At 66.8% G+C, this 12,347-nt stretch carries 13 protein-coding genes; 7 read left to right on the forward strand and 6 right to left on the reverse strand.

The window, feature by feature from the left end; genetic code table 11:
- The 4 genes from FBY36_RS02830 (at position 1) to FBY36_RS02845 (ending at position 2,512) form a co-directional block, all read left to right on the forward strand.
- On the forward strand, positions 1 to 258 hold the full coding sequence (locus FBY36_RS02830; protein WP_142117250.1) for a hypothetical protein: 258 nt from the start codon (positions 1 to 3) through the stop codon (positions 256 to 258).
- Positions 259 to 261: 3 nt separating this feature from the next.
- Complete coding sequence (locus tag FBY36_RS02835) at positions 262 to 513, forward strand: PspC domain-containing protein (RefSeq protein WP_056334192.1); 252 nt, start codon at positions 262 to 264, stop codon at positions 511 to 513.
- A gap of 229 nt (positions 514 to 742) precedes the next feature.
- Complete coding sequence (locus tag FBY36_RS02840; RefSeq protein ID WP_056334189.1) at positions 743 to 1,768, forward strand: ATP-dependent 6-phosphofructokinase; 1,026 nt, start codon at positions 743 to 745, stop codon at positions 1,766 to 1,768.
- 27 nt (positions 1,769 to 1,795) lie between these two features.
- Positions 1,796 to 2,512, forward strand: a complete 717-nt coding sequence (locus FBY36_RS02845) for a GNAT family N-acetyltransferase (protein WP_142117251.1) — start codon at positions 1,796 to 1,798, stop codon at positions 2,510 to 2,512.
- Here the strand turns inward: FBY36_RS02845 and FBY36_RS02850 are convergent.
- From FBY36_RS02850 to FBY36_RS02875, 6 genes are all read right to left on the reverse strand, one after another.
- Positions 2,474 to 3,997 carry a DHA2 family efflux MFS transporter permease subunit gene (locus tag FBY36_RS02850; RefSeq protein WP_142117252.1) on the reverse strand — a complete coding sequence of 508 codons (1,524 nt, stop codon included), beginning with the start codon at positions 3,995 to 3,997 and terminating at the stop codon, positions 2,474 to 2,476. The genes FBY36_RS02845 and FBY36_RS02850 overlap by 39 nt on opposite strands.
- Before the next feature lie 48 nt (positions 3,998 to 4,045).
- Positions 4,046 to 4,477: an ankyrin repeat domain-containing protein gene (locus FBY36_RS02855; RefSeq protein ID WP_142117253.1), complete on the reverse strand. Its 432-nt coding sequence runs from the start codon at positions 4,475 to 4,477 to the stop codon at positions 4,046 to 4,048.
- Positions 4,477 to 5,559, reverse strand: a complete 1,083-nt coding sequence (gene ygfZ, locus FBY36_RS02860; protein WP_200830419.1) for a CAF17-like 4Fe-4S cluster assembly/insertion protein YgfZ — start codon at positions 5,557 to 5,559, stop codon at positions 4,477 to 4,479. The genes FBY36_RS02855 and ygfZ overlap by 1 nt, the downstream gene beginning before the upstream one ends.
- A gap of 22 nt (positions 5,560 to 5,581) precedes the next feature.
- Positions 5,582 to 6,304: a flavodoxin family protein gene (locus FBY36_RS02865; protein ID WP_200830420.1), complete on the reverse strand. Its 723-nt coding sequence runs from the start codon at positions 6,302 to 6,304 to the stop codon at positions 5,582 to 5,584.
- Positions 6,305 to 6,370: 66 nt separating this feature from the next.
- Positions 6,371 to 6,979 (reverse strand): FABP family protein, encoded by a 609-nt coding sequence (locus tag FBY36_RS02870; protein ID WP_142117255.1) that lies wholly within the window; start codon positions 6,977 to 6,979, stop codon positions 6,371 to 6,373.
- Positions 6,980 to 7,152: 173 nt separating this feature from the next.
- On the reverse strand, positions 7,153 to 7,920 hold the full coding sequence (locus tag FBY36_RS02875; RefSeq protein ID WP_142117256.1) for a permease: 768 nt from the start codon (positions 7,918 to 7,920) through the stop codon (positions 7,153 to 7,155).
- Positions 7,921 to 8,259: 339 nt separating this feature from the next.
- Between FBY36_RS02875 and FBY36_RS02880 the strand changes: the two genes are divergently transcribed.
- The 3 genes from FBY36_RS02880 (at position 8,260) to FBY36_RS02890 (ending at position 12,342) form a co-directional block, all read left to right on the forward strand.
- Complete coding sequence (locus FBY36_RS02880) at positions 8,260 to 8,958, forward strand: winged helix-turn-helix transcriptional regulator (RefSeq protein ID WP_018769102.1); 699 nt, start codon at positions 8,260 to 8,262, stop codon at positions 8,956 to 8,958.
- A gap of 34 nt (positions 8,959 to 8,992) precedes the next feature.
- Positions 8,993 to 9,961, forward strand: coding sequence for a mycothiol synthase (gene mshD, locus FBY36_RS02885; protein WP_142117257.1), 969 nt, complete (start codon positions 8,993 to 8,995; stop codon positions 9,959 to 9,961).
- A 131-nt stretch (positions 9,962 to 10,092) separates the two neighbouring features.
- On the forward strand, positions 10,093 to 12,342 hold the full coding sequence (locus FBY36_RS02890) for an RNA degradosome polyphosphate kinase (RefSeq protein ID WP_142117258.1): 2,250 nt from the start codon (positions 10,093 to 10,095) through the stop codon (positions 12,340 to 12,342).
- Positions 12,343 to 12,347 lie beyond the last annotated feature (5 nt).

Raw genomic sequence — 12,347 nt, forward strand, 5'->3', positions numbered from 1 at the left:
ATGGACAACAGCAACATTCCGACGACGGCGGGCCAGGACACCACCGGCGCCGCACCTCCCAGGGTGGGGACGGTGGTGTGGGGACTGATCGTCCTGGCGCTGGCCGCACTGATCATCGTGGCGCAGCTGGGCATCGTGACCCTCAACGGCACCTACGTCCTGATCGGCCTCATGATCGGCGCAGGCGTGGCCCTGGTGGTTGGCGGCCTGCTCTCAGCCAGGAAACGTGACAATGAACCAACGACAGGGAAGTCTTGAACCATGGATAAGTTCTTCAGCATCGTCAGGGGCCTCGGCCTGCAGCGCGGCCCGGAGCGGTGGCTCGGCGGAGTCTGCGGCGGCATAGCTGCCAAGCTCAATGTGGACGTTGCGTTTGTCCGCATCGCCTTCCTGCTCTTCGCCCTGCTGCCAGGCCCGGCATTCGTCTTCTACCTCCTGGCCTGGGTGATCCTCCCGGACCAGCGGAACGAGATCGTGCTCCAGACGTTCCTGGACCGGCGGTCGCTCAACTGACCACCTCTGGCCGGGCCCACTGCCCCGGCCCACCGGGCAGGGCCCAAGGCTCCTGATTTCGCGGACAATCCACGAAATCAGGGGCCTTTTCCATGTCCCGGGGTGTCCCTGCCCGGGCGCCACCGCATGTAACCGGTTTGTGTCGTACCCCACACACCCCACTACACTTCTAGGTGAGCTCAGCGTGGCGCTCTGCCTGTAAACCCTCTCCCCAGGATTTGAGCCGAACATGAAAATTGGAATCCTCACCAGCGGTGGCGACTGCCCCGGATTGAACGCCGTGATCCGCGGCGCCGTGCTGAAAGGCATTGCCGTCCATGGCCAGGAATTCGTCGGATTCCGTGACGGCTGGCGCGGCGTGGTAGAGGGCGACATCATCGACATCCCCCGCACCATGGTGCGCGGCATCGCCAAGCAGGGCGGCACCATCCTGGGCACCTCCCGCACCAATCCCTTCGAAAACGGCGGCGGCCCCGAGGCCATCAAGGCCCACATGGACCGGCTGGGCATCGACGCCATCATCGCGATCGGCGGTGAGGGAACACTGGCAGCCGCCAAGCGCCTGACAGACGCCGGACTCAAGATCGTGGGTGTCCCCAAGACCGTTGATAACGACCTTGACGCCACGGACTACACCTTCGGGTTCGACACCGCCGTGCAGATTGCCACCGAAGCGATCGACCGGCTCCGGACCACCGGCGAATCCCACCACCGCTGCATGATTGCCGAAGTGATGGGCCGGCACGTGGGCTGGATCGCCCTGCACGCCGGCATGGCCGCAGGCGCGCACGCCATCCTCATCCCGGAGCAGAAGGTCAGCATCGAGCAGATCACCGAATGGGTCAACGAGGCCCACGCCCGTGGCCGCGCACCCCTGGTGGTGGTGGCTGAAGGCTTCGTTCCCGAGCACATGGAAAGCCCCCACTCAGAGCGTGGCCTGGACACCTTCGGCCGCCCGCGCCTGGGCGGCATCGCCGACCAGCTCGCCCCGGAACTGGAGGCCCGGACCGGCATCGAAACCCGCGCCACCATCCTGGGCCACATCCAGCGCGGCGGCGTCCCCTCGGCCTTCGACCGGGTCCTCGCCACCCGGTTGGGCATGGCCGCCATCGACTCCGTGGTGGAGGGCTACTGGGGCACCATGGTGGCATTGAAGGGCACCGACATCCGGCACGTCGCCTTCGAGGAGGCCCTGGGCCAGCTGAAGACCGTCCCGCAGAACCGCTACGACGAAGCCGCGGTCCTGTTCGGCTAAGCCACCGCGCCGCCCTAGGCTGGGACCATGACACTCGATCCCGGCTCAGCGGCCATCATCCAGCTGGCGTGGGCGCGCCGGCTGGGCCTTGACGACGACGCCTTCGGTGACGCCCTGGCGTCGGGCGAACGGATTGTCCGCGCTGACGAGTCGGCCCGCACGGTCGAATTCGTCCGGCTGTTCGGAAGTTCCGCACTGGTGGCCCCCCAGAACGTCATCGACGCAGCAACACACATCCCTGACGAGGAGATGGCCCAGCACGTGACGCTGCTGAAGCTGACCAGGGACCAGGGCGGCCACGGACTCGGTGCCGCCGCCCTGTTCTTCGCCGACGACCTGCCGCTTCAGCAGCCCTCCGAGGAGCTGACGGTCTCACACGGGAACCCTGAGGCCATCGAGCTGGAGGGCCGCTGCCCGCCGGATGACGTCAACGAGGTGGGGCTCTCCGACCTCGAAAACCGGTACACCATCGTGCACGAAGCGGACGGCAGGCGGGTGCCCCTGGCCTGCGGCGCCTACGGGGAATGGGAGGGCCTGCTGGCGAACATGGGGGTGCTGGTGGATCCTGAATGGCGCCGGCGCGGACTGGGCTCGCTGGCGGGCTCGATCGCCGCCCATGAGGCCCTGGCCGCCGGGCTGACGCTGCAGTGGCGGGCGGACGTCAGCAATACCGGCTGCCTGGCCCTGGCCAGGCAGCTTGGCCTCTCAGCCGGCGGAATCCAGACCAGCGTCCACCTTCGCTGACGCCCGGTCCTGCCCCTGGGTTCCCCAGCCCTGGACCGGCTGCGGCTTGGCAAAGAACAGCGCCACCGCAGCGCCAATCAGGATCACTCCCGCGGGCAGCAGGATGGACTGGCCCATCGCCGTCGAGAATCCTGCATGGAGGAACTCCGGCAGCGAGCCGCCCATCGCCAGCCCTTCCCCGGCGGATCCGCCGGGCCCGCCCGAGGGAAGCTCGGCGGCAAGCCGGGACTGGATCAGCACGGCGATGGCGGCACTTCCCAGGACCGCGCCGATCTGACGGGTGGTGTTGTAGACGCCCGAACCGGCCCCTGCCTGGCGCGGCGGCAGGTTCCTGGTGGCCGTTGTGCTGAGCGGGGCCCAGATGCCGGCGTTGGCGAAGCCCAGGACCGCGCTGGGCAGCAGGAACAGCAGGATGGGTGTATCCGGCTGCATCAGGGCCGAGTTCCACAGCAGCGCCACCGCCATGAGCACCAGCCCGGTGGCGGTGATGTATTTCGGGTTCACCCGGTCCACCAGCTTGCCCACCACGGGCGCAAGCCCGCCGGAGATCAGGGCCATGGGCACCATCATCAGGGCGGACTGCGTGGGGGTCAGGCCCCGGACCAGCTGGTAGTAGAAGATGAGCGGCAGGCTGAAGGCGGTCACGGTGAAGCCAACGGTGGTGATCCCGATATTGGCCAGGGAGAAGTTGCGGTCCCGGAACAGCCCCAGCGGCAGGAGCGGCTCACCCTTGTTGAACCGCTGCCACAGGACGAAGCCGATCAGCACCACGATGCCGGCGATGATCAGGCCCCACACGCTGATGGGCCCCGTGATGGTGCCCCAGTTGTAGGTCTCGCCCTCCTGGATCCCGAACACCAGCAGGAAGAGCCCGACGGCGCTCAGCAGGACTCCCGGAATGTCGAACTTGTGCGGGTGGGTGCTCAGGGCTGGAACGTTGCGCAGCGCAAGGATGAAGCCAACGACGCCGATGGGCACGTTGATGAAGAAGATCCACTCCCAGCCAAGGCCGTCCACCAGGACGCCCCCCAGGATGGGTCCCACAAGCGTTGCCATCCCGGCGGTGGCGCCCCAGACGGCCATGGCTGATCCGCGGCGGTCCGGCGGGAAGATCCGGGTGATGACTGCCATGGTCTGGGGAGTCATCATCGCTGCGCCAAGGCCCTGGAGGACGCGGGCGGCAATCAGGATCCGGACGTCGCCGGAGAATCCGCACCAGAGCGAGGCGAGGGTGAAGACCACCAGGCCGGAGAGGTAGAGCTTTTTGGGCCCGAACCTGTCGCCCAGCCTGCCGGTGATGAGCAGGGGGACGGCGTAGGCCAGCAGGTAGGCGCTGGTCACCCAGATCACCGAGTTGATGTCGGCGTCCAGGCCCTCCATGATCCGGGGGTTGGCCACGGACACGATGGTGGTGTCAATCAGGATCATGAAGAACCCGATCACCAGTGACCACAGTGCCGGCCAGGGCTTTGCTACGTTTTCCACTCGGTCTTCCTTCAGGAGTTTTTTGTGCCGGGCGGAACCCGGGTGAAGCTAGCCCAGCAGGTCCAGGATCTCCGTGCGGGCGAACATTTGGGCTGCGGCGCGTGCCGATGGCGCACCGGCGTCCGGATCCGCGCCGGCGCCCAGCAGGACGCGGGCCACGTCCGGGTAGCCCTTGAATGCCGCGCCGGCGAGCGGGGTCTGGCCCCGGTCGTTGGCGGTGTTGGGGTCGGCGCCGTGCTGCAGGAGCAGCCCAACGGTGCCGGCGTGGCCGTGGTAGGCGGCCAGCATGAGCAGGGAGTCACCGGCGGAGTTGGTCAGGGTGGCGGGAACCCCGGCGTCCAGGTAGGCACCCAGCAGCCCGTCGTTTCCTTCCCGCGCCGCCTGGAAAAGCCTCTGCGCCAAAGCCAGCGCGTCGTCGTCGTGCCCTTCCGTTGCCTGCATCCCAAGGCCTGCAGGCGTGGTCCCGGTGTGTTCGGTCATCAGCGTGGCCCTTTCAGGAATCCGGTCTGGCGCCCCACCACCTGGCCGGCATCCGGGGCGACAATGAGTTCCTGGACGGCCGGATACGGCTCATCGCCGTCCAGGACCGTCAGTATTTCATCCGCTGCAACGGAACGCTTTATGACTGCCAGTGCCACGGGGCCCATCTCGTAGTGCTGGGCCACCGAGGTCACCGTCCCGACTTTCCGTTCCCCTGCCATGACCGGGCTTCCGGCGGCGGGGAGGGTGTGCTGTGAACCGTCCAGCTGCAGGAACACCAGCCGGCGGGGCGGGTGGCCCAGGTTGTGGACGCGTGCGATCGTTTCCTGCCCTTTGTAGCAGCCCTTGGCCAGGTGGACGGCGGTGCGCAGCAGGTCCAGTTCGTGCGGGATGGTCTTGTCATCCGTCTCGGCGCCGATCCTGGGCCGCCACGCGGCGACGCGCAGGGCTTCGGCGGCGAGCACACCGGCCAGCGCACGCCCGGAAACGGCTTCCTCCAGCTCCGCTGCCGGGATGAGGTACTCGAACCATGGGCGCTCAAGGCCAGGATGGTTCTCCTCGGAGACGGTGGCGTAGGAATATCCGCCGGCTGACACGTGCGGCCAGGGGTCCTGCCAGGCAAGGCGGCCCGACCATTCCGGCACGGCCCGGGTGCTGCCCACGACAGCCCAGTCCGCCGAGACGTCTGCGATTTCCACCCGCAGCATGAACTTCATCCGATTGAGGTACTCTGCCAGCGGCGCTGCTTCGGCGGCCTCCACGATCAGCCAGGTGGTCCCGCCGTCGTCAACCACCCGGGCGTCAAAGTCGATGCGGCCCTGGACGCTCAGGAGCAGCAGTTCGCTGGACTCCCCCGGCTTCAGCGCCGCCACCTGTTGGGAGGACAGGGTATTGAGCCAGCTCAGCCGGTCGGGCCCGGTGACGGTGGCCACGCCGCGGGAGGAAAGGTCGACGACGGCGGTTCCGGCAGCGAGTGCGCGCTGCTCGCGCAGGGGCTCGCCGTAGTGGGCGGCGACTCCTGCGTCAGGGCCGCCGGCCTCGACGGCGCCGGGGCGCGACAGCAAAGGGCTCGGGGTAGTCATATGAAGTAGAAGTCCTTGAAGGCTAACGGTATTCCGGGTTTTCGAAATCGAAATGGGTTCCGGCTTTCCATTCGTTGGGCAGGTTGCCGTAGGCGGGGTAGCCGCCCGCATTCTTCAGGATCTTTGCCAGGTGCAGCAGGTTCCAGGTCATGAAGGTGGTGTTGCGGTTGGTGAAATCACTTTCGGGGCCGCCGGAGCCTTCATCCAGGTAACTCGGGCCAGGGCCCACCGGGCCGATCCAGCCGGCGTCGGCCTGGGGCGGGATGCTGAAGCCGATGTGCTGCAGGCTGTAGAGGATGTTCATGGAACAGTGCTTGATGCCGTCCTCGTTGCCGGTGATCAGGCAGCCGCCCACCTTGGGATAGAACGCCCACTGCCCATTGCTGTTCAGCTCGCCGGAATGGGCGTAGAGGCGCTCGATGAGCTTCTTGGTCTGGGACGAGTTGTCACCCAGCCAGATGGGCCCAGCCACCACCACGATGTCGGCCTCGTGGACCGCGGGATACAGCTCCGGCCATTCGTCGGTGGCCCATCCGTGCTGGGTCATGTCAGGGTAGACACCGCTGGCAATGTCGTGGTCCACGGTGCGGATCACCGTGGTGCTGACACCCTGTTTTTCCATGATGCCGCGGCTGATGGCGATCAGGCCGTCCGTGTTGGATGTCTGCGGCGACTTCTTCAGCGTGCCGTTGAAGAAGACGGCCTTGAGGCCGCTGTAGCCGCCGGGCTTCCCCGCTTGTTCCATGCCGTCTTCCACGAGGGGGCCCTTTCCAGGTCAGGAGACCCTGTTGTGTCAGGAGACTCTGTTGTGTCAGGAGACTCTGTGCAGGTACGCGGAGGCGTGGGCTTCGAGGCCGCTGCCGCTCTCTCCCCCTGTTGCCACGTCCCACCGCCACAACAGGTTGCCGTCCACCAGGCCGAAGATCCGGGTGGCTGCGCTGTACTCCTTGGAGTGGCTGCCGCGCATCACCATGTCGGTGCTCAGCTGGATCTGCGGGCCCTTGATCTGGCCGTAGTACAGCTCCGTGATACCGCCGGGGTGGGCGATGGACACCGAGATGTCGAAGCCGCCGTCCTTGTTGCGCAGCGCCTCCACCTCGTCGGCGCTCTTCAGCACCGGGACGATGTCCGCCGGCACCAGGCCGGGGCCGCCGTCGGCATCCAGCTGCTTGCGCTCCAGCGCCCAGAAGCCGGTCTCAACGGTGAGCGGCCGCAGGCGCGTGCCCTCGTCGTCGGTCAGCCAGCTTTCGGCCCGGTACTGGAGGTACGGCAGGCCGTTGTGCGTGAAGGAGACGTGCTGCAGGAAGTGTTCCGAGTCCTCGTCGCCGCTGCCCAGCCGGCCGCGGCCCTCCCACTCACCAATGAGCCATGAAAGGGGGACGAGTTCAGGGGTCAGATCTGTAGGAATCTCAATGGGCATTGGTATTACCTCGAGATACGGCTGGCTCCGGAAAGGGGGTGGCTACTTCTGGCCCTTGAAGAGGCGGTAGACCACGAAACCGGCGAACCAGGCCATGGACAGGCTCGCGATGCCGAGCAGAACAAGGAAGAAGATTTCAAAAGCAAGTACGGACATGGTGCCATCCTAACCCGTTAGTAGATGAGTAGTTTGTCTATGAAGTAGGCGAGGGATCCCACCGCAGAAACCGGGGCAAGGCCCATGCTCAGCGCGGCAGGAAAATTCAGGGGTGCGCCGCGGAGCGTGGCCAGCCTGCGGAAGCTTGCCAGGACCGCGCCCACCACCACCCCGAAGACGGCGGCGGGCAGGACGGCGATGTCCGACAGGACCAGCCCGGCCAGCGGCCCGGCCAGGCCGGCGAGGACAATGCCCAGCGGCGCAATGATGCTGTCCGGCCAGCGGATGAGGCCGGCGAGCAGGGCAACGGCTGCGCTGACGGCCGCAACCAGCAGCATCTCGCGGACGCCGTTGAACCGGGCACCGGCAATCCAGCCCGCTCCAAGGCAGGACAGGAGGACGCCGGCGCAGCAGCCGAGCGTGGACTCCAGCCGCTGGGCCTGGCCCGTGCCGCGGACCAGCTGCACCACGAAGACCGCCATCATTCCCAGCGCCACGAATGCCGGCGTCCAGTCCAGGTAGCCCGGAGCCGGTGTCAGGCCTGCGGCCACCGCAGCGCCCGCACCCGGAAGGGCAATGACGGCGGCGAGGGTCTTCTTGGCGGGGATGCGCAGGAAGTGCGGCCACCCGATGCCCACTGCCGCGGCAATGACGATGCCGACGGCGACGAGCGCAACAGGCGAGGCATAGAGTCCGGCGATGATGGCGATAAGGCCCGCGATCCCGATGACGCCGATGGTCCAGGAACCAAGCGAACGCACGGGTGCCTGCAGTTCCGCCGTCATGCGGGGCCCGGCCTGTGGTTCGTCGGTGCACTCACTGCGGTGTTTTCCCATCCTGGCGTCGGCCGGAAGGCTGGTCCGCCCCCTCATGGCAGGGCTGGTCCGCCCTGCTTCAATCCTGCCTTATGTGAACCGCATATGTCGCAAAACGTGGCTGTCCGCGGCCTGAATCAGTGGTCCGGAGGAGGCCTCCGGGTATACTCAAGGTTCAGCTACGCTCCCTGCTGAGGTGGCTGGCCGGCGGCGTGCTGACGGCTGGGAACCTCGTGCAGGAAGCCCGTACCGGCCGGTGAGAATCCGGTTCAGTCGCCCAATGATGCGCGGACGGCCCTTGGAGGAACAATGTCGCACATCCTGTTACTGACCAACAGCACCGGTTCTTCGGTGGACATCCTGCCTGCCCTTGAGTTGCTGAACCACCGGGTCCATATCCTCCCCGCCGAGCCCACGGCCCTCCTTGAGACGGACCCCTGCGACATCGTCCTGCTCGATGCCCGCAAGGACCTGGTGGGCGCCCGTTCGCTCACCCAGCTCTTGAAAGCCACCGGACTCAGCGCTCCGCTGGTCCTGATCCTGACCGAGGGCGGCATGGCTGCTGTGTCCTCGGCGTGGGCCGTTGACGACATTGTCCTCGATTCCGCTGGACCCGCCGAAGTGGAGGCGCGTATCCGGCTCTCCGTTGCCCGGGCCGTGCCCGAGCAGGAAGACGCCCCGAGCGAGATCCGTGCCGCCGGCGTCATCATCGACGAGGCAAGCTACACGGCACGGGTCAACGGCGCGCCGCTGAACCTGACCTTCAAGGAATTCGAGCTCCTGAAATACCTGGCCCAGCACCCCGGCCGGGTGTTCACCCGCCAGCAGCTGCTCACCGAAGTGTGGGGCTACGACTACTATGGCGGCACGCGCACTGTCGACGTCCACGTCCGGCGCCTCCGCGCGAAACTTGGCGCTGACCACGAGAACCTGATCAGCACGGTCAGGAATGTTGGCTACCGCCTCACCCTGGTCCGGCAGCAGGAAGACGAACTCACCGAGGCCTGAACCCCGGTATGCCATTGCCGTATAGCCTTGGCTCATGACTCCAGCGCATCCGCAGAAGTGGCCCGTCCATGTAGTCCGGGGCGGAGTTGACCAGCAACTCCTCAAGGACTGCCGCGACCTCCTGGCCGCGGCTGAGGAATCGGATGGAAACCCTTCCATTTCCGAGCAGAGCGTGGTGACCATGCGTGCCGGGGATTCCGCGGAGCATACGCTGCTGACGCTGGCCCTCTATGCGCCCGATGAGGACTCAGATCCGGCCACCGGACAGGACCTGGCCGGGTTCGCCGTCGTGGTTGAGGAGCCGGACGGCCACGGCATCCTGGAAATCGCCGTCCACCCCTCCTACCGGAACCAGGGAGTCGCTGACCGGCTGGTCGGCGCACTCAAGGAAGTCCGGGGCTTTGAGGGGCTGAACGCCTGGTCCCATGGCAACCATGAAGCCGCCGCCGACCTTGCGGCGCGCTACGGCTACGCGCCGGTTCGTGAGTTGTGGAAGATGCGGATGACGACGGCGGGCGCGGACCTTCCCGACGCCGGCCTCCCGGACGGGGTTGCCATCCGCGCCTTCGTGCCGGGCAAGGACGAGGACGCCTGGCTGGCCGCCAACAGGAAGGCCTTCGCCCACCACCCGGAACAGGGGAACCTCACCCGCGCCGACCTCGAGGCGCGCATGGCGGAGGACTGGTTCGATCCCGCAGGATTCTTCCTGGCGGAGGACCGGGACGGCCGCCTACTGGGCTACCACTGGACCAAGATCCACCCGCGGCACGGCTCGCACCCGGCGATCGGCGAGGTGTACGTGGTGGGCGTGACCCCGGAAGCCCAGGGCATGGGCCTGGGCAAGGCCCTGACCATTGCCGGCATCAAGCACCTCCGCGACAGCGGGCTGAACGGGGTCATGCTCTATGTGGACGCCGACAATGCCGCCGCTGTCGCCCTATACCGGCGGCTCGGTTTCACCCGCTGGGACATGGACGTGATGTATGGACCGGCGGCAGGGTAGGCAGGGCAGCCATACCGATCCTCTGGAGGGCGTAAAACAAGGGCCGTGGGGAAGGTGAATGCTTGTAAGGTTGAAAGGGAACCGCGCGGGGCGGAAGCGCCGGCACCAAAGCGCAAGCTAAAGGAGAAGCCATGAACCCGGAACCCTCCGGAACAGCTACGTCCCAGGAAGTGGCGGTGCCCGTCCGGGCGCGCTTCGGCTCCTCCGAGGTACCGGCGTCCAGGGCCACCCAGGACCGCATCGACATTCCCGAGTTCGCCCCGAACCTGCAGCCGGAAGGCGACATCCGGCCGGACCGGTTCCTGGACCGTGAGCTGAGCTGGCTCGCCTTCAATTCCCGCGTGCTGGAGCTGGCCGAGGACCCCACCCTGCACCTGCTGGAACGCGTCAGCTTCCTCTCCATCTTCGCCTCCAACCTGGACGAGTTCTTCATGGTCCGCGTCGCCGGCCTCAAGCGCCGCATCGCCACCGGACTCGCCGTCCCCTCGCCCGCCGGCCTGAGCCCCGTCGAGGTGCTGGAACGGATCAGCGAGGAAGCCCACCGGCTCCAGGAGCGGCACGCCCAGGTCTACGCCGACCAGATCCGTCCCGCCCTGGCCTACGAGCACATCCACCTCATGCACTGGGACGAACTGGACGACGCCGCCAAGCAGCAGCTCAGCGTGATGTTCGCGGAAAAAGTCTTCCCCATCCTCACCCCGTTGGCCGTTGACCCGGCCCACCCCTTCCCCTATATCTCGGGCCTGTCGCTTAACCTTGCCGTGGTGGTCCGGAACCCTGTCAGCGACAAGGAGCTCTTCGCCCGCGTCAAGGTCCCGGACCAGCTGCCGCGCCTGATCTCCATTGACGGTCCGCGCGCCGGCGCGATCCCCGGCCGCGTGGCCCGGTTCATTGCGCTTGAGGAAGTCATCGCCGTCCACCTGGACAAGCTGTTCCCGGGCATGGAGGTCCTGGAGCACCACACCTTCCGCGTCACGCGCAACGAGGACGTGGAAGTGGAGGAGGACGACGCTGAGAACCTCCTGCAGGCCCTGGAGAAGGAACTGCTGCGCCGCCGCTTCGGCCCGCCCGTGAGGCTTGAGGTCACCCATGACATCAACCCCAACATCCGTGCGCTGCTGATCCGCGAGCTGGGCGTGGAGGAGTCCGAGGTGTACTCGGTGCCGGCACCGCTGGACCTCAGGGGCCTGTCCGTCATCGCAGCGATCGACCGGGCGGACCTGCACTACCCCAAGCATGTCCCGCACACCTCGCGGTACCTGAACGAGTCCGAAACCTCCAAGGCGGCGAACGTGTTTGCCGCGATGCGCCGCCGAGACATCCTGCTGCACCACCCGTACGATTCGTTCTCGACGTCCGTTCAGGCGTTTTTGGAGCAGGCAGCGGCGGACCCCAAGGTGCAGGCCATCAAGCAGACCCTGTACCGCACCTCGGGCGACTCCCCCATTGTCGACGCCCTGATCGACGCTGCCGAGGCCGGCAAGCAGGTCCTGGCCCTGGTGGAGATCAAGGCACGGTTCGATGAGCAGGCCAACATCTCCTGGGCCCGCAAACTTGAACAGGCCGGCGTGCACGTGGTCTACGGGATCGTCGGCCTGAAGACGCACTGCAAGCTTTCCCTGGTGGTCCGGCAGGAAGTGGACGGCCTTCGCCGCTACTGCCACATCGGCACCGGCAACTACCACCCGCGGACGGCCCGCTACTACGAGGACCTGGGCCTGCTGACGGCGAACGAGCAGGTGGGCGAGGACCTGTCCAAGCTGTTCAACCAGCTTTCCGGCTACGCCCCCAAGTCCACCTTCAAGCGGCTCCTGGTGGCGCCGCGTTCCGTCCGGTCCGGGCTGATCGACCGGATCGAGACGGAGATCCGCAACGCCCGGGCGGGTGTGCCCGGGCAGGTGCAGATCAAGGTGAACTCCATGGTGGATGAGGCCATCATTGATTCGCTGTACCGCGCCTCGCAGGCAGGGGTCAAAGTGGACGTGGTGGTCCGTGGGATCTGTTCGCTGCGCCCCGGCGTTCCCGGTCTGAGCGACAACATCACCGTCCGCTCCATCCTGGGCCGGTTCCTGGAGCACTCGCGGGTGTTCGCCTTCGCCAACGGCGGGGACCCCGTGGTGTACATCGGCTCGGCAGACATGATGCACCGCAACCTGGACCGCAGGGTGGAGGCACTGGTTCAGCTGACCAGCGCGGATGACATCAACTACGTCCTTGACCTCCTGAAGCGGTACATGGCACCGGAAACGTCCAGCTGGCACCTCGACAACGAGGGCCGCTGGACCCGGCACCACCTGTCCGAGGACGGGAAGCCGCTGGAAGACGTCCAGTCCTGGCTGTTGGCTTCCCGGCCGCGCCAACGCAGCCTGAGCCGGCGATAGGCAGC

It is taken from the genome of Arthrobacter sp. SLBN-122, assembly GCF_006715165.1.
Classification (GTDB): Bacteria; Actinomycetota; Actinomycetes; order Actinomycetales; family Micrococcaceae; genus Arthrobacter.

Excerpts from the sequence above, each read along its gene's own strand:
- FBY36_RS02830 (WP_142117250.1), top strand. The coding sequence starts at position 1 with ATGGACAACAGCAACATTCCGACGACGGCGGGCCAGGACACCACCGGC.
- FBY36_RS02835 (WP_056334192.1), top strand. The coding sequence starts at position 262 with ATGGATAAGTTCTTCAGCATCGTCAGGGGCCTCGGCCTGCAGCGCGGC.
- FBY36_RS02840 (WP_056334189.1), top strand. The coding sequence starts at position 743 with ATGAAAATTGGAATCCTCACCAGCGGTGGCGACTGCCCCGGATTGAAC.
- FBY36_RS02845 (WP_142117251.1), top strand. The coding sequence starts at position 1,796 with ATGACACTCGATCCCGGCTCAGCGGCCATCATCCAGCTGGCGTGGGCG.
- FBY36_RS02855 (WP_142117253.1), bottom strand. The coding sequence starts at position 4,477 with ATGACCGAACACACCGGGACCACGCCTGCAGGCCTTGGGATGCAGGCA.
- ygfZ (WP_200830419.1), bottom strand. The coding sequence starts at position 5,559 with ATGACTACCCCGAGCCCTTTGCTGTCGCGCCCCGGCGCCGTCGAGGCC.
- FBY36_RS02865 (WP_200830420.1), bottom strand. The coding sequence starts at position 6,304 with ATGGAACAAGCGGGGAAGCCCGGCGGCTACAGCGGCCTCAAGGCCGTC.
- FBY36_RS02870 (WP_142117255.1), bottom strand. The coding sequence starts at position 6,979 with ATGCCCATTGAGATTCCTACAGATCTGACCCCTGAACTCGTCCCCCTT.
- FBY36_RS02875 (WP_142117256.1), bottom strand. The coding sequence starts at position 7,920 with ATGACGGCGGAACTGCAGGCACCCGTGCGTTCGCTTGGTTCCTGGACC.
- FBY36_RS02880 (WP_018769102.1), top strand. The coding sequence starts at position 8,260 with ATGTCGCACATCCTGTTACTGACCAACAGCACCGGTTCTTCGGTGGAC.
- mshD (WP_142117257.1), top strand. The coding sequence starts at position 8,993 with ATGACTCCAGCGCATCCGCAGAAGTGGCCCGTCCATGTAGTCCGGGGC.
- FBY36_RS02890 (WP_142117258.1), top strand. The coding sequence starts at position 10,093 with ATGAACCCGGAACCCTCCGGAACAGCTACGTCCCAGGAAGTGGCGGTG.